Origin of the sequence: Microbacterium sp. SCN 71-21 (assembly GCF_001725695.1) — a bacterium.
GTDB lineage: Bacteria > Actinomycetota > Actinomycetes > Actinomycetales > Microbacteriaceae > Microbacterium > Microbacterium ginsengisoli.
This window is the reverse complement of sequence record NZ_MEGA01000102.1, coordinates 1-15299: the sequence shown is the minus strand read 5'-3', so window position 1 is coordinate 15299 and position 15299 is coordinate 1. Positions and strand designations below refer to the sequence as shown.

Here is a 15299-nt window from a genome sequence, read left to right as displayed (position 1 = left end):
TCGGTCGCCGCATCGCCAGCGTCGAGGAGGGCGTCGCCGGCACGCCCATGCCGTGGTGGGAGACGCTCATCGACACGGTGCTGCAGGTGGCATCCGTGGGTCTCGGTGCCTCCATCGGCAAGGAGGTCGCCCCGCGCGAGCTCTCGGCCATGGCGGGCTCGAAGATCGTGCGGTGGTTCGGACTCGACGCCCGCTGGCGCCGCATCCTCATCGCCTCCGCCGCCGGCGCGGGCCTCGCCGCCGTCTACAACGTGCCGCTCGGCGGTGCGCTGTTCGCGGTCGAGATCCTGCTGGCCCAGTTCAGCATCGGTGCGGCGGTGACAGCCCTCTCGGTCAGCGCCATCGCGACGCTCGTCGCGCGCCCGCTCGTGCCCGACGAGTCGCTCTACCACGTGGCATCCGTCGAGGTGAATGCGTCCCTCATCGTCGCCGCGATCATCATCGGCCCCCTCATGGGTCTCGGTGCCACCGGGTTCGCCGCGACCACCAAGCGGCTCTCCGGGCTGCGGCCCACCGGTTGGAGGCTGCTCGTCGCGCTTCCGGTCGTCTTCGCCGCCGTCGGTGCCGTCGGCATCGTGTTCCCGCTGATACTCGGCAACGGGCGTGCGCTCGCGACCGCCGGCTTCGACCTGTCGCAGCCCGCACTGCTGCTGCTCGTGCTCGCCGTGCTCAAGTACGTCGCCACCTCGATCTCGCTGGGCTCGGGCGCGATCGGCGGCACCCTGCAGCCCTCCGTCGCGATCGGTGCGGCGCTCGGAGCGGCGGCCGCGGCCGGATGGGCGTTCATCTGGCCGGGCGCCGACGGCACGGCGCTCGCGATCGTCGCGGCGGCCGCCTTCCTCGCCTCCAACATGCGGGCCCCCTTCACGGCGATCGCGCTGATCGTCGGCTTCACCGGAACCGGGTTCGACCTGCTCGTGCCGATCTTCCTCGCGGTCGCCGGCTCGCTCGCGGCATCCCGTCTCGTCGGCCGTGGCGCCCTCGGCCGCTTCGCGCCGATCGACCCCGGCCGCGAGTAGCGCCGGCGGGGCGGTTAGGCTCCGAAGGATGTCGCTCCCCGCCGCCCCCGCCTCCCGCTCGTGCCGCCTCGTGCTCGCGTGCATCGGCATCGGGCTCCTCTCGGGCTTCCTCTCGGGCCTGTTCGGCGTCGGCGGCGGCACGGTCATCGTGCCCCTGCTCGTGCTGCTGCTCGGCTTCGACCAGCGGCGCGCCGCCGGCACCTCGCTCGCGGCCATCGTGCCGACCTCTGCCGTCGGGGTGATCTCCTACGCGGTGCACGGATCGGTCGCGTGGATCCCCGCGCTGCTGCTCGCCGCGGGCGCTGTCGTGGGCGCCCAGATCGGCACCTGGCTGCTGCCGAAGGTGTCGCGGAACGCGTTGCGCTGGGGTTTCGTGGCGTTCCTCGCGGTCGTCGTCGTGAGCCTCTTCCTCGTCATCCCCTCCCGCGGCGAGCCCTTCGACGTCGCGTGGTACACCGCGATCGCCCTCGTCGCCCTGGGCGTCGTCACCGGCGTCGTCTCGGGCCTCATCGGGGTCGGCGGCGGTATCGTCGTCACCCCGGTGCTCATGCTCGCGTTCGGCGCGAGCGACCTGATCGCCAAGGGCACGTCGCTGCTCATGATGATCCCGACGGCGATCTCGGGCACCGTCGGCAACCTCCGCCGCCACAACGTCGACCTCGCCGCAGGCCTGATCATCGGCATCGCCGCGTGCGCCACCACCGCCCTCGGGGCGTGGGTCGCGACGATCGTCGATCCCTTCGTCGGCAACGTGCTGCTCGCCGCCTACCTCGTCTTCATCGCGGTGCAGATGGCGCGCAAGGCGCTCACGGCGCGCCGGGCGCGCTGACGCCGGAGGCGCACCCCCGACGCGCCCCGACGTCCACGGTGCGCACCTCCAGCGTCCTCCCGGGCGCGGCCGGGCCCCCTCGGTAGGATGATCGGGTGCCCGTGAACACCGAGCTCGTCGGCCGCGTCTTCCCGCCGACCGCCCCGTACATCGTCGGCCGTGAGAAGGTGCGCGAGTTCGCGCGCGCCGTCTTCGCCACCGACCCCCAGCACGTCGACCCGGCTGCCGCCCAGGCGCTCGGCTACGCCGACGTGGTCGCCCCGCCGACCTTCGCGATGGTCATCCAGGACCTCACCCTGCAGCAGCTGCTCGCCGAGCCCGACTCGGGCATCGTGCTCGAGCGCCTCATCCACGCCGAGCAGCGCTTCCGCTACACACGGCCTATCGTCGCCGGCGACGAGCTCGTCGGCACGCTGTCGGTCACGGGCGTCCGCGCCGTCGGCAAGGGTGCGATGGTGACCAGCGAGGCCGAGGTCACGGATGCCTCGGGCGCACACGTCGTGACCGCGACATCCATCCTTCTCGTGGGAGGCGACGAATGACCGACCTGCAGATCGGCGACGTCGTCGCGGAGCGCGACGTGCACCTGACCCGCGAGGCGCTCGTGCGCTACGCGGGCGCGTCGGGAGATTTCAACCCCATCCACTATCGCGACGACATCGCCCAGCGCGTGGGTCTTCCCGGCGTCCTCGCACACGGCATGCTCACGATGGGCCTCGCTGTCGAGACCGTCGTGCCGTGGCTCGGTGACGCCGGACGCATCCTCGAGTACGGGGTGCGTTTCACCCGGCCCGTGCTGGTCGACGCGGAGGACGGTGCCGATGTGCACGTCGTGGCGGCCGTCGTCGCCGTCAGCGACGGGGAGGCCCGCATCGACCTCACCGTGACCTTCGGCGAGACGACCGTGCTGGGCAAGGCCCAGGTGCGGGTGCGCACCGCCTGACCCATGCCCGAGATCGACCCGCTGCCGCTCGCGCAGCTCACGACCCTCCGCACCGGTGGCGCCCCCGAGCGCATGATCGACGCGCTCACCCGCGACGAGCTCGTGACGGTGCTGCGCGACGTCTGGGCGAGCGGCGACGACTGGCTCGTGCTGGGCGGCGGCTCGAACCTGCTCGTCGGGGACGAGCCATTCGAGGGAACGGTCGTGCGGGTGCGCTCAGCGGGCGTCGAGCGGCTCGCAGCCCCGGAACCGGGCATCGCACGACTGCGGGTGCAGGCGGGTCACGCCTGGGACGATCTGGTCGCACAGAGCGTCGCGTGGGGGCTGTCGGGCATCGAGGGCATGTCGGGCATCCCGGGAACCGTGGGCGCCGCGCCGGTGCAGAACGTCGGCGCGTACGGGCAGGAGATCGCCGACACGCTCGTCGCCGTCGAGCTGATCGACGAGACGACCGGCGAGGTCGTGGAAGTGCCCGCGGGCGAGCTGGGCCTCGGTTTCCGCACGTCGGTGCTCAAGCACCACTACGGATCGGTGCCCGCCCGGCGTGCCGTCATCCTCACCGTCACCCTCGACCTCGCGGACATCGGCACCGCCCCGCGCCCGCTGACCTCCGACCGGCTGCGCCAGGCGCTGCCGGTCGCGGCGGGCGCCGAGCTCTCGCTCGCGGAGGTGCGCGATCTGGTGCTGCAGACCCGGCGTGCGAAGGGGATGGTGCTCGATGAGGCCGACCCCGACACGCGCAGCGCCGGGTCGTTCTTCCAGAACCCGATCGTGTCCGAGCAGTTCGCCCGCAGCCTTCCCGATGCCTGCCCGCGGTGGCCGATGGAGTCGACCCGCGAGCCCGTCATCGTCATTCCGTTGGCGGCATACGACGGGTACGTCCCCCGCGCGGCGCCCCGCAACGTGCAGTACAAGCTGAGCGCCGCGTGGCTGATCGAGAACGCCGGCATCCGCAAGGGGATGCGGCTGGGCCGCTCCCGCGCCTTCGTCTCGTCGAAACACGCCCTCGCCCTGACGAACCGCGAGGACGGCACGGCCGCCGAGGTCGCCGAGCTGGCCCGGTTCGTGCAGCAGCGGGTCGCGGCCGACTTCGGCATCGAGCTGCAGCCCGAGCCCGTGCTCGTCGGGGTGGAGCTGTGAGCGCGCGGCGCCGTGCCGCGGCGATCGCGACCCTCGCCCTCGCGATCGTGCTGTCGGGGTGCACCGGCGATGCGCTCGGACCCGCGACTCCCTCGCCGTCGGCGACGCCGCCCGCCCAGCCCGCGACGCCGGTGACCGCTGCCGAGCTGCCGTCGTACACGGCGGTCGCGCGGCTCAGTGGCGCCCTGGACTGCACCGGAACCCTGATCTCGATCCCGACATCGGCGACGGATGCCGCATCCGCTCCGGCATACGTGCTGACCACCGGTCGCTGCGCGGGCCTCGACGCCCAGAGCGAGGCGAACGAGACGATCGTCGACCAGCCCGGTCGCGGCACGGCCCGCTTCCTCGACATCACCGGCGCCTCGAGCGATGCGATCGTGACGTCGAACATCGCGCGCGTCGAGTACGCCACGCGCCGAGGTGACGACATCGCCGTGCTCCGCCTCGACGCCTCGCTGGCCGATCTGGCCGCGAAGGGTGTGACACCCCTCACCGTCTCCTCGACAGTGCCCGACCAGGGCATCGCCGTCACGAACGTGGCGGTGCCCACGGAGGACCTCCCCGAGGCGGATCGCGTGATGCGCAAGGGCGAGTGCACGATCGGTGCGACGCGCACCGTGCTCGAGTACAAGTGGCTGTGGTTCGGTGCGCTCTCGACGCCGTGTCCCGGCGTGATCGGCGGAACCGCCGGCGCCCCGCTCATCGCCGACGGCCAGGTGGTCGGCATGATCGGCACGACGAACGTGGGCGTGCCGACCGGCCGCGGATCCTCCTGCTACGTCGGGCGACCCTGCGAGGTCGGCTCCGACGGTGCCACGTTCGTCGCCGACTCCAGCTACAGCATGCCCGTGGCATCCGTGTCCGGCTGCTTCGCGACCGGGCGGTTCGCGCTCGGCTCGGGGTGCGGTCTCTCCGACGCGCAGTGGAGCATCGACGGCGGCGGCATCTTCGGCGGCGACGGGCAGGACGGCACCGGACGAACCCCGTCCCTCACCCTCCAGGCCGCGACGACGGCAGGACTCGAGGTGCAGCTGAACGTGCCGATCGCGGATGCCGCGACGTGCACTGATGCATCGACGTACGACGCCGGGCGGCGCTACATCCTCGATCCCGGCGATGAGCGCGTCGTGCCGGTGGCACTGCCGACGACCAACTCGTTCGTGGTGGCGTGCATCGCGGTGCCGGGGGATGAGGCGAACGCCGCCCGCATCGTGTTCTCGATCGACACCGTCGCCCCCACCGACGGCCCCGAGCTCACGGTGCAGCGCTTCGCCGATGGCGGGGTGCTCGTGGAGCCGGTCTTCGACCTGCCCGACATGTCGAGCGTCTGGGTGAAGTTCGGCGACCCGTCCGAGACGGTCTGTGCGGATCCGACCGGCTACTCCGAGGCCTACCGTCAGCCGTTCCTGTACGAGCGCGGCGCGCTGCCGCTGCGGTTCTGTGCCTACGGCTTCGACGTGGCGGGCAACAAGTCGCCCGTCGTCGACCACATCATCGATCCGGCGACGCCGACGCCGACGCCGGGCGCGACGATCCGCTGACGCGCCCCGCAACGACCGCGGTCAGGCCGCGACCTCGGTTCTGCCGCGGTCGGTCAGGCTGCGACCCCGGTCAGGCGGCGCCGAAAAGGCGCTGCAGGCGGTGCACGCCCTCGAGCAGCGCGTCGTCGCCGAGCGCGTACGACAGCCGCAGGTAGCCGCTCGGGCCGAACGCCTCACCGGGGACCACGGCGACCTCGGCCTGCTCGAGGATGAGGTCGGCGAGCTCGAGCGATGAGGTGGGCGTGACGCCGCCCCACTCGCGGCCGAGCAGCCCCGTGACATCCGGGTAGACGTAGAACGCGCCGAGCGGGTTCGGCACCGTGACGCCCGGGATCTTCGCGAGCTCGGCGACCATGAGGCGCCGGCGTCGGTCGAAGGCCTGCCGGAACTCCTCGGCCTCGGTCTGGGGGCCGGTCAGCGCGGCGAGCGCCGCCCGCTGGGCGATGTTGTTGACGTTGCTCGACAGATGCGACTGCAGGTTGGCGGCGAGCGTGATGGCGTCCTTCGGGCCGACCATCCAGCCCACGCGCCATCCGGTCATGGCGTAGGTCTTCGCGACGCCGTTGACGAGGATGGTCTGGCCGGCGACCTCGGGAACCACCTCGACGACGGATGCCGCGCGCGCGCCCTCGTAGACGAGGTTCTGGTAGATCTCGTCGGAGATGATCCAGATGCCGTGCTCGAGGGCCCACTCGGCGATCGCGCGGGTCTCGTCGGGGGTGTACACGGAGCCGGTGGGGTTCGACGGCGACACGAAGACGAGCACGGTGGTGCGCGCGGTGCGGGCCGCCTCGAGCTGCTCGACGGTCACCTTGTAGTCCTGGTCGGCGCCGGCGAACACCTCGACGGGGATCCCGTCGGCGAGACGGATGGCCTCGGGGTAGGTGGTCCAGTAGGGCGCCGGCAGCAGCACCTCGTCGCCGGGGTTCACGACCGCCTGGAAGGCCTGGTACACCGATTGCTTGCCGCCGTTGGTGACGATGATCTGCGACGGGTCCACCTCGAGACCGGAGTCGCGCAGGGTCTTCGCGGCGATCGCCTCGCGGAGCACCGGGAGGCCGACCGCGGGGGTGTAGCGGAAGTTCGCGGGGTCTTCGAGTGCGTGGGCCGCGGCATCCACGATGAACGACGGCGTCGCGAAGTCGGGCTCTCCGGCCGCGTAGGAGATCACCGGGCGGCCGGCGGCCTGAAGGGCCTTGGCCTTGGCGTCGACCTTCAGCGTGGCGGACTCGGCGATGGCGGAGAGCTTGCGGGACAGCGGAGCGCGTTCAGACACGCTCTCGAGCGTAGTCGCCCGACGGGTCTCGCACCCGGGCGTGTCGCGTGCTCAGCGCGCGTCGACCGTGCTCGGAGCGAGCGAGCTCAGCCATCCCTGCTCGGAGCGAGCGAGCTCAGCCATCCCTCCCACTCGTCGAGTCCTTCGCCGGTGCGCGCGCTCGTGAGGATGATGCGGGCCGTCGGGTTGACGGCGCGCACGTTCGCGAGGAACAGGTCGAGGTCGAAGTCGAGGTGGGGGAGCAGATCGATCTTGTTGACGACCACGACGTCGACCGAGCGGAACATGACGGGGTACTTCAGCGGCTTGTCCTCACCCTCGGTCACGCTCGCGACCATGGCGCGATGGTGTGCGCCGGTGTCGAACTCCGCGGGGCAGACGAGGTTGCCGACGTTCTCGATCAGCACCACGTCGAGGGCGTCGAGGTCGAGGCCGTGCAGCGCCCGGTGCACCATGGGGGCGTCGAGGTGGCATTCTCCGCCGAAGCCGTTGCCGGTGTTCAGCAGCGAGATCTGGGCGCCGTGGCCGTCGAGGCGGTCGGCGTCGAGCGAGGTCTCGATGTCGCCCTCGACGATGCCGAACCGCACGTGCGCGCCGAGGTCGGCGAGGGTGCGCTCGAGCAGCGCGGTCTTGCCCGCGCCGGGGGAGGACATCACGTTGACGGCGACGACGCCCGCGCCGTCGAGGGCGGCGCGGTTGCGGGCGGCGGCGGCGTCGTTCTCGTCGAAGATGCGCTCGAGCACCTCGATGCGCTCGCTGCCGGTCTCGTAGCCGGAGTGGTCGCCGATGTGGTCGTGGTCGTGGTCGCCGTGCGCGTGGTCATGCACGTCGCCATGCGTGTGCTCGTGGTCGTGGCTGTGCACGGTGCCATCGTCGTGGCGGTGGAATCTACCCATCTCGGTCGTACCCCTCTGTCGTGGCGACATCCATCGATCGCACCAGGAACTCCTCACCCGAGCGCACGGCCACATCGTTCGTGCCGCACGCGCTGCACACGATGATCGGGAGGCCCGTGAGCGTCGTCTCGGCCCCACAGCGCCGGCAGTCGAGCACGGCGGGGATGGATGTCACATCCAGCCGCGAGCCCGCCAGCTGAGGGGTCTGCTCGCAGACGACTCCCCAGCAGTAGACGAGTGTCTCGGGCACGACCTGACGAAGGTGCCCGACGTCGAGCTGCACGCGTTCGACCCGCCTCCCGCCGGCGGCGCGCGTGGCGATGCCGGCGATCGACCGGCACAGCGACAGCTCGTGCATCGGCGGCCCTCCCTCGGGTGCGCGGCGGATGCCGCGTGCTGGTCACCCTAGGACGCCCACCGCGGCAGCGGGAGTGGCGATCGCCGTGAGAATCCCCAGCGCGACACGGGCGCCGGGGCGGTCGCCGAGCCCGCTCAGCCCCGGTGCAGTGTCTCGGCGGGCGTCTCGCCGAACTCCTCGCGGTACCAGCCGGCGAAGCGGCCGCCGTGGCCGAAGCCCCACCGCTCGGCGACGCCGGCGACGCTCGTGCCGCGGCGCGCGTCGCCCGCGAGCAGGTCGGCGCGCACCCGCAGCAGGCGTTGCCGCCGCACATAGGCGCCGGGTGTCGTGCCCAGTCGCGCCCGGAAGGTCTGCTGAACGTGGCGAGCGGACGCGTGCACCGCCGCGGCGAGATCGTCGATCGAGAACGGCTCGGCGAGATGCCGCTCGATGTGGTCGAGGGCGTCCTGCATGAGCGCCGTGCCAGAGGTGGGAGCCTGCAGCAGGGGCGAGTGGTTCGAGGGCTGCAGCAGCAGGAGCGACGAGACGAGCAGGTCCTCGATGCTCTGGCGGCCGAGAGGCGCCTGCAGCAGCGAGGCATCCATCATCGACTCGGTGCTGAGCAGCTGCACAGCGATGCTCCACCGGATGGTCTCGGGCCCGGAGAGATCGAACAGCGGCGCGAAGCGCACCGGCTCGTCGAGGCGGCGGCCGAGCATGCGGGCCAGCGCATCCTCGACCGCGCGGCGCTCCACGCGCACGAGCAGCCGCGGCGACTCGGGTGCGAGCTCGAGGCGCACCGGCATGCCGGGGGACACGACGACCGCCTGCACCGACGACGTCGTGAGCTCGTTCCCGGCGACACGGGTCGTCGAGGTGCGCGCCTGGTTCATATGCACGGTCACCGCGTCGGCGCTCGCGGGCACATCGACGGTCGCGGCCGCTCCCACATCGAGGTGGGCGAGGGTCACCGTGCCGAAGCGGCGCGCGGCGACGACCAGGTCGAGGCGTTCCCGGGCATCGTGGGGGGCGACGACGCCCCGGCCGAGCAGGTCGTGCAGGGCGCCGGCGGCGACGCCCGCATCGTCGGTGCGCACCAGCGGCGCACCCGTCAGCGCAGGGGGCACGCGGAGGGCGCGGTCGCTCGTCACGACACCCATTGTGCGCTCCGCGGATATTCACGGCGCTATCCGGATATGCCGCCGTGAGGCACCGGCCTACATTGACCCCAATGCGCAGCCCGCCAGGGCGTCGGCTGCGACCGAACCGGCTCGCCCCAGCGAAGGAGAGAGGCCATGAGCGCACCCGTCCTCGACGTCGTCGGCGCGTCGGACGCCGATGCGATCCGCCTGCAGCAGCGCCTCAGCGATCCCGGCACCGTCGCGACCCTGAACCACCTGCTCGACAACGCCGAGATGGTCGCGGGCCTGCTCGACGTCGTCGCCGGGTTCTTCGCCCACTCCGACAACATCATCGACAACGTGGCCGTCAGCTACCACGAGGCCGTCGCGATGGTCACCGCGAGCCCCGTCGGCAAGCGCGTCGTCGACGCGGTGCCGAAGTTCGTGAAGCTCGCCGACCAGACCCTGCCGCTCGTCGAGCACATCGCCGACGTCGACCTCGTCGAACGGCTGAACCGCTCCGGACTGCTCGATCCCGCCCTGCTCGATCTCACCTGGCGGGTCGCCGAGGGTGTGCACCGGGCACAGCGGCAGGCGACCGAGGAGGCCGACCAGAAGCCGGCGGGACTCATGAAGATCGCCGGGATGGCGAACGACCCCGATGTGCGCCGCGGACTCGTGTTCGCGCTGCGCATCGTGAAGGAACTCGGCCGGTCGCTGCGCGCAGAGGGCGCCGCAGATGATGCCCAGGAAGAGGGGAAGACCGCGTGACCAGTGTGCTGTGGCTCCAAGGCGGAGCCTGTTCGGGGAACACCATGTCGTTCCTCAATGCCGACGAGCCCAGCGTCGTCGACCTCATCGTCGACTTCGGGCTCGAGGTGCTGTGGCATCCCTCGCTCGGCGTCGAGGCGGGCGCGGCGGCGAAGAAGATCTTCACCGACTGCGTCGACGGCACCCGCCCCCTCGACATCTTCGTCTTCGAGGGAAGCGTCATCGAGGGCCCCGACGGCACCGGCCGCTTCGACCTGTTCGCCGACCGTCCCATGAAGGACTGGGTCACCGAGCTCGCGGCCGCGGCATCCATCGTCGTCGCCATCGGCGACTGTGCGGCGTTCGGAGGTCTCCCGGCGGTCGCCCCGAACCCGAGCGGATCGACCGGCCTGCAGTTCCACCGCAAGGCCCGCGGCGGCTACCTCGGCGCCGACTGGGTGTCGAAGTCGGGCCTGCCGGTCGTGAACATCCCCGGCTGCCCCGCGCACCCCGACTGGATCACGCAGATCATCGTCGCCCTCGCCACCGGCCGCGCCGGCGACATCGCCCTCGACGACCTCGGTCGCCCGCAGACCTTCTTCACCCAGTTCGTGCACAACGGCTGCACGCGCAACACGTTCTTCGAGTTCAAGCAGTCCACCCTGGCCTTCGGCGAAGGCACCCGAACGGGCTGTCTGTTCTACGAGTTCGGATGCCGCGGCCCGATGACCCACGCGCCCTGCAACCGCATCCTGTGGAACCGACAGTCGTCCAAGACCCGCGCCGGCATGCCCTGCCTCGGTTGCACCGAGCCCGAGTTCCCCCACGCGGACCTCGCGCCCGGCACCGTGTTCGCCACCCAGCTCATCGCCGGGGCGATCCCGAAGGACCTCCCGCCCGGGGAGGACCACGTCACCTACCTCGCGATGGCTGCGGCGGCACGCATCTCTGCCCCGAAGTGGTCGAAGGAAGACATGTTCGTCGTCTGACGGGCAGGAAGAGGCATCCGGATCATGAGTTCGACCATCGATCTCCACGTCAGCCCCCTCGGCCGCGTCGAGGGTGACCTGGACGTGCGCGTCACGATCGAGGACGGCGTCGTCACCGACGCCTGGACGCAGTGTCAGATGTTCCGCGGGTTCGAGACGATCCTGCGAGGCAAGGACATGCGCGCCGGCCTCATCATGACGCCGCGCATCTGCGGCATCTGCGGCGGCAGCCACCTCTACAAGGCGTGCTACGCGCTCGACACCGCGTTCCAGACCTTCGTGCCGCACAACGCGACGCTCGTGCGCAACATCGCCCAGGCGGTGGAGACGCTGCAGTCGATCCCGCGCTACTTCTACGCGATCTTCGCGATCGACCTCGTCAACGAGAAGTACAAGAGCTCGCCGCTGTACGAGGAGGCCGTGCGCCGGTTCGCGCCGTACGTCGGCACGAGCTACCAGCCGGGCGTCGTGCTCAGCCAGAAGCCGGTCGAGATCTACGCGATCTTCGGCGGGCAGTGGCCGCACTCGTCGTTCATGGTGCCGGGCGGCATCATGGGCGCCCCGACGCTGAGCGACGTGACGCGCTCGGTCGCGATCCTGAAGAACTGGAAGGACAACTGGCTCGAGAAGCAGTGGCTCGGGTCGTCGGTCGAGCGCTGGCTCGAGAACCGCACCTGGGAGGACGTGCTGGCCTGGGTCGACGAGAACCACGCGCAGCGCAACTCCGACTGCGGCTTCTTCATCCGGTTCGCGCTCGACATCGGCCTCGACACCTACGGGCAGGGCTGGGGCAACTACATCGCCTCGGGCACCTACTTCGACCCGGCGTCCTACGACCGTCCGACGATCGAGGGCCGCAACGCGGGACTCATCGTGCGCTCCGGCGTCTACGCGGGCGGGCAGCACTTCGAGTACGACCAGGCACGGGTGTCCGAGGATGTCGCGCACTCGTTCTACCGCGGATCCGACAACGTGCACCCGTTCGACGGCGATCAGAACGCGATCGACCCGTTCATCGGTGCGAAGGAGGACAAGTACTCGTTCGCCAAGTCGCCCCGCTACGACGTGCCCGGCATCGGACGCCTGCCGCTGGAGGCGGGGCCTCTCGCCCGGCAGATCGTCGCCGGCAAGCCCGCGACATCCGACTTCCAGGACTACGACCCGCTGTTCACCGACGTGCTGGCCAAGAAGGGCCCGTCGGTGCTGGTGCGGCAGCTCGCCCGCATGCACGAGGCGCCGAAGTACTACGAGAAGGTGCTGCAGTGGCTCGGCGAGATCGACCTGCACGGGTCGTTCTACCAGACCCCGGTCGACCCGGTGTCGGCCCGCGGCTACGGCGGCACGGAGGCCGCGCGCGGCGCGCTGCAGGACTGGATCGTCATCGAGGACGGCAAGATCGCGAACTACAACGTGATCACCCCGAGCGCGTGGAACCTCGGCCCCCGCGACAAGGACGCCGTCGTCGGCCCGATCGAGAAGGCCCTCATCGGCACGCCGATCCACAACCCCGAGGATCCGATCGAGCTCGGGCACGTCACCCGCAGCTTCGACGCCTGCATCGTGTGCACCGTGCACGCGTACGACGGCAAGACCGGTCGCGAGCTGTCGTCGTTCGTGATCAACAGCATGGTGTGATGTGACCGGCGCAGGACCGGCTCCGTACGAGCTGCTCGATGAGGTGGCGGGGCCGCGGCTCGACCTCCTGGTGATCGGCTGCGGCAACGTGCTGCGCGGCGACGACGCCGCCGGACCCGTGGTGGTGCGGCGGCTGTGGGAGGCGGGCGCCCTCCCCGAGAGCGTGCGGCTCGCCGACGGCGGCACGAGCGGGATGGATGTCGCCTTCCAGATGCAGCGCGCCGACCGGGTGCTGATCGTGGATGCCGCGAGCACGGGCGCCGAGCCCGGCACGCTGTACGCGGTGCCGGGCGACGTGGTTGCGGGGCTTCCGGCGGCCGGCACGCTGGGCAGCCACGACTTCCGCTGGGACCACGCCATCGCGTTCGCGCGGTGGCTGCTGGGTCCGTACTTCCCCGCCGAGGTCGACGTGGTGCTGATCGAGGGCGCCTCGTTCGGCTACGGCGACGCGCTCAGCCCCGCGGTCGAGCGCGGTGTCGAGCGGGCCGTGGCGCTGGTCACCGAGAGGATCGCCGAGTATGCCTGACGTCGCCGTCGAGACCGTGACGGTCGAGTTCACCGCCGAGGGGCATCTGCGGTTGCCGGCGGCGTTCGCGCGCGCCCATTTCCCCGACGACAGACTGGCGGCGCTGCGCACCGACCCGGCGCACATCGTCATCATGCCGGTCGGGGTCGCCGCCCCGAACGGCATCATGATGAAGCAGCGCAACCTGCTCGGCGACCGCAGCGCGCTGCTGCGCGAGGCCCTCTCGGACGAGTTCACCGTCGGCCCCGTCGACGCCGAGTGGTCGGCGAAGCGCCGCCGGCTCACCATTCCCGCGGGGGCGACGTCGTGACCGGCATCGCCCGTCCCCAGGCACTGGGCGCGTTCCCGTTCCCCGCGGGTCTTCTGCTGATCGCCGGGGGTGAGGAGACGGATGCCGCGCGCACCGCGCTCGTGCGCGGCATCCTGCCGGAGACCTGGCCGGCCCGCCTCGAGGGGGTGCGTCTCGTGCACGAGGGCCGCCTCGACGAGGCCGCCGCCTGGTTCGCGGACTCCGACGACCCCGTCGACCGCTACAACCTGTTCGTGCTCGACCCCGAGCGCGTGAGCCGGTCGGAGGCCGCGGCCGCCGTCGGCGACGACTGGCGCCCGCTCGTCGATCACGTCGCCTACACGGTGGGGCTGACGAGCGTGCCGCCGACGTCCGAGGGGCTCCACGGCGAGCTGGCCGCGCTCGTCGGCACCGCGGAGGCCGCCGCCGCCCTCGCCGACGGCGACGAGCCCGTGGCCCTCGCCCACCTGCGGCTCGCCGCCGACGCCGCCCGCGACGTCGCCCCGGCGCTCGCCGGCGTGGTGCTGAGCGAGCTCGCCGACCGCGGCCACGATCTGGTCGACGCCGAGGAGGCGGTCGCGCTGCTGCGCGGCACCGACCTGCCGGCGGCGGCCGCGGAGGCCTTCTTCCACCGTGCCGGGCTCGTGCACGGCCTCGCGATCGAGGGACGCCGCTCGCTCGGCGACGCGATCTCGCTCGGCGACGCGATCGCGGGCTACACGGAGGCGCTGCGCCGCATCGACGAGGTCGGGCAGCGGTCGCTGTTCGCGCGCATCCATCTGAACCTCGGCACCGCCTACCTCGCGGCCCCGATCGTCTCGGACGCCGATCACCTGCGGGTCGGCATCGCCCTGCAGTCGCTGCGCACCGCGGTGCGGCTGCTCGACGAGGAGCGCGACGCCGAGGAATGGGCGAGCGCCCGTCTGAATCTCGCGAACGCGCTCGTCTACGCTCCGTCCGCGAAGCAGCGCGACCACCTCATGGAGGCCGTCGACCTGTACGAGGTGGTGCTGCGCACCCGTTCGCCGAAGAAGGACGCCCTCGGGCGCGCGCGGGTGCTGTCGAACCAGGGCAACGCGCTCGCGCACCTGGGTCTGCTCGGCGATGCGCGCGAGCGCTTCGATGAGGCCGAGTTCCTGTTCGCGTCGAAGGGCGATGAGAGCTCCGCCGCGATCGTGCGCGATCTGCGCGGCAGCCTGATCGCCGTGGGCGCCGACGACTGAGAAGAGGATGCCCCGCATGACCACCATCGCCCCCACCCCCGCCGACGAGACCGTCGACCTCGACGCCGCCGCCACGCGGCTCGACCGGGCCGTCGCGGCCCTCGCCGAGCTGTCTCCGGAGAGTCGCGCGGTCGCGGACGAGTTCGCGCTCGCCGCCGACGCGCTCGCGAAGGACGCGCTGACCACGATCGTGCGCACTCTCCGCGCCGACCCGCGCGGCAAGGAGCTGCTGTTCGAGCTCGTCGACGACCCGGCCGTGCGCATGCTGCTCGGCATGCACGGCATCATCCGCATGCCCGACCCGGCCGGGATCGCCGCTCCTGTCGAGCGGCGACCCGCGTTCGTGAGCCTCGAGGCGATGCTGCGCGGACCCCGGGCCGTGCCGATCGGCGCCTGCGGAGTCGGCGCGCACGCTTGCGGACCCGAGGGCTGCGGCTGCGGCGCGCACTGAGGTCGACGTGCTCTCCCCGACATCCCCCTCGCTCGAACGCCACGCACTCACCGTGCGCGGCGTGGTGCAGGGTGTCGGCTTCCGGCCGCACGTCGCCCGGGTGGCGGCCGCCTACGGGGTGACCGGCTGGTGTGGCAACGACGACGAGAGCGTCTTCATCGAGGCGCAGGCCACGCGGGGCGCTCTCGGCGCGTTCATCGCCGCGGTGCGGGCCGATGCGCCGGCTCTCGCCGTGGTCGACGACGTCGAGGTTCGCGCGGTCGCGACCATCCCCGACGAGAGCGGCTTCCGCATCGTGCCCTCGCGGCGGGTCGAGGGGGCGCGCACCCTG

At 71.7% G+C, this 15299-nt stretch carries 18 protein-coding genes; 14 read left to right on the top strand and 4 right to left on the bottom strand.

Annotated elements, in window-relative coordinates:
* From ABT08_RS12190 to ABT08_RS12165, 6 genes are all read left to right on the top strand, one after another.
* Window positions 1-1019: chloride channel protein (locus ABT08_RS12190; RefSeq protein WP_288115132.1), on the top strand; the 1019-nt coding region annotated here is incomplete at its 5' end.
* The gene (locus ABT08_RS12185; protein WP_353743294.1) at window positions 973-1848 is read left to right on the top strand and encodes a sulfite exporter TauE/SafE family protein; all 876 of its coding nucleotides are present in this window, start codon (window positions 973-975) and stop codon (window positions 1846-1848) included. The genes ABT08_RS12190 and ABT08_RS12185, both read left to right, overlap by 47 nt.
* A gap of 95 nt (window positions 1849-1943) precedes the next feature.
* The gene (locus tag ABT08_RS12180; RefSeq protein ID WP_056207576.1) at window positions 1944-2390 is read left to right on the top strand and encodes a MaoC family dehydratase N-terminal domain-containing protein; all 447 of its coding nucleotides are present in this window, start codon (window positions 1944-1946) and stop codon (window positions 2388-2390) included.
* The gene (locus ABT08_RS12175) at window positions 2387-2791 is read left to right on the top strand and encodes a MaoC/PaaZ C-terminal domain-containing protein (RefSeq protein WP_288115128.1); all 405 of its coding nucleotides are present in this window, start codon (window positions 2387-2389) and stop codon (window positions 2789-2791) included. Before ABT08_RS12180 ends, ABT08_RS12175 begins: the two co-directional genes overlap by 4 nt.
* 3 nt (window positions 2792-2794) lie before the next feature.
* Entirely contained in the window at window positions 2795-3931 is a 1137-nt protein-coding gene (locus tag ABT08_RS12170; protein ID WP_288115127.1) for a UDP-N-acetylmuramate dehydrogenase, read from the top strand.
* Window positions 3928-5475 (top strand): trypsin-like peptidase domain-containing protein, encoded by a 1548-nt coding sequence (locus tag ABT08_RS12165; RefSeq protein WP_045247822.1) that lies wholly within the window; start codon window positions 3928-3930, stop codon window positions 5473-5475. Before ABT08_RS12170 ends, ABT08_RS12165 begins: the two co-directional genes overlap by 4 nt.
* 70 nt (window positions 5476-5545) lie before the next feature.
* Here the strand turns inward: ABT08_RS12165 and ABT08_RS12160 are convergent, their stop codons facing one another.
* The 4 genes from ABT08_RS12160 to ABT08_RS12145 form a co-directional block, all read right to left on the bottom strand.
* The gene (locus tag ABT08_RS12160; protein WP_056207570.1) at window positions 5546-6751 is read right to left on the bottom strand and encodes a pyridoxal phosphate-dependent aminotransferase; all 1206 of its coding nucleotides are present in this window, start codon (window positions 6749-6751) and stop codon (window positions 5546-5548) included.
* Between the two features lie 86 nt (window positions 6752-6837).
* Entirely contained in the window at window positions 6838-7614 is a 777-nt protein-coding gene (gene hypB, locus ABT08_RS12155) for a hydrogenase nickel incorporation protein HypB (protein WP_288115125.1), read from the bottom strand.
* 25 nt (window positions 7615-7639) lie between these two features.
* Complete coding sequence (locus ABT08_RS12150) at window positions 7640-8005, bottom strand: hydrogenase maturation nickel metallochaperone HypA (protein WP_045247830.1); 366 nt, start codon at window positions 8003-8005, stop codon at window positions 7640-7642.
* Window positions 8006-8139: 134 nt separating this feature from the next.
* Window positions 8140-9135: an AraC family transcriptional regulator gene (locus ABT08_RS12145; protein ID WP_169815899.1), complete on the bottom strand. Its 996-nt coding sequence runs from the start codon at window positions 9133-9135 to the stop codon at window positions 8140-8142.
* Between the two features lie 144 nt (window positions 9136-9279).
* Here ABT08_RS12145 and ABT08_RS12140 point away from each other — a divergent pair, with 144 nt between their 5' ends.
* From ABT08_RS12140 to ABT08_RS12105, 8 genes are all read left to right on the top strand, one after another.
* A complete protein-coding gene (locus tag ABT08_RS12140) occupies window positions 9280-9876 on the top strand; it encodes a DUF1641 domain-containing protein (protein WP_056207565.1) in 597 nt (198 codons plus the stop codon).
* Window positions 9873-10844 (top strand): NADH-quinone oxidoreductase subunit B family protein, encoded by a 972-nt coding sequence (locus ABT08_RS12135; protein WP_045247832.1) that lies wholly within the window; start codon window positions 9873-9875, stop codon window positions 10842-10844. Before ABT08_RS12140 ends, ABT08_RS12135 begins: the two co-directional genes overlap by 4 nt.
* 24 nt (window positions 10845-10868) lie before the next feature.
* Window positions 10869-12479 (top strand): nickel-dependent hydrogenase large subunit, encoded by a 1611-nt coding sequence (locus tag ABT08_RS12130; RefSeq protein WP_288115122.1) that lies wholly within the window; start codon window positions 10869-10871, stop codon window positions 12477-12479.
* Window position 12480: 1 nt separating this feature from the next.
* Window positions 12481-13005, top strand: a complete 525-nt coding sequence (locus ABT08_RS12125) for a hydrogenase maturation protease (protein ID WP_288115120.1) — start codon at window positions 12481-12483, stop codon at window positions 13003-13005.
* Window positions 12998-13315, top strand: coding sequence for a hypothetical protein (locus ABT08_RS12120; RefSeq protein ID WP_056519401.1), 318 nt, complete (start codon window positions 12998-13000; stop codon window positions 13313-13315). The genes ABT08_RS12125 and ABT08_RS12120 overlap by 8 nt, the downstream gene beginning before the upstream one ends.
* Window positions 13312-14517: a hypothetical protein gene (locus ABT08_RS12115; protein ID WP_288115119.1), complete on the top strand. Its 1206-nt coding sequence runs from the start codon at window positions 13312-13314 to the stop codon at window positions 14515-14517. The genes ABT08_RS12120 and ABT08_RS12115 overlap by 4 nt, the downstream gene beginning before the upstream one ends.
* Before the next feature lie 16 nt (window positions 14518-14533).
* A complete protein-coding gene (locus ABT08_RS12110; protein WP_045247834.1) occupies window positions 14534-14968 on the top strand; it encodes a NifU-related iron-sulfur-binding protein in 435 nt (144 codons plus the stop codon).
* Between the two features lie 7 nt (window positions 14969-14975).
* On the top strand, window positions 14976-15299 hold a 324-nt coding region (locus ABT08_RS12105; protein WP_288115118.1), incomplete at its 3' end, for an acylphosphatase.

Excerpts from the sequence above, each read along its gene's own strand:
- ABT08_RS12175 (WP_288115128.1), top strand. The coding sequence starts at position 2,387 with ATGACCGACCTGCAGATCGGCGACGTCGTCGCGGAGCGCGACGTGCAC.
- ABT08_RS12120 (WP_056519401.1), top strand. The coding sequence starts at position 12,998 with ATGCCTGACGTCGCCGTCGAGACCGTGACGGTCGAGTTCACCGCCGAG.
- ABT08_RS12110 (WP_045247834.1), top strand. The coding sequence starts at position 14,534 with ATGACCACCATCGCCCCCACCCCCGCCGACGAGACCGTCGACCTCGAC.
- ABT08_RS12150 (WP_045247830.1), bottom strand. The coding sequence starts at position 8,005 with ATGCACGAGCTGTCGCTGTGCCGGTCGATCGCCGGCATCGCCACGCGC.
- ABT08_RS12140 (WP_056207565.1), top strand. The coding sequence starts at position 9,280 with ATGAGCGCACCCGTCCTCGACGTCGTCGGCGCGTCGGACGCCGATGCG.
- ABT08_RS12170 (WP_288115127.1), top strand. The coding sequence starts at position 2,795 with ATGCCCGAGATCGACCCGCTGCCGCTCGCGCAGCTCACGACCCTCCGC.
- ABT08_RS12130 (WP_288115122.1), top strand. The coding sequence starts at position 10,869 with ATGAGTTCGACCATCGATCTCCACGTCAGCCCCCTCGGCCGCGTCGAG.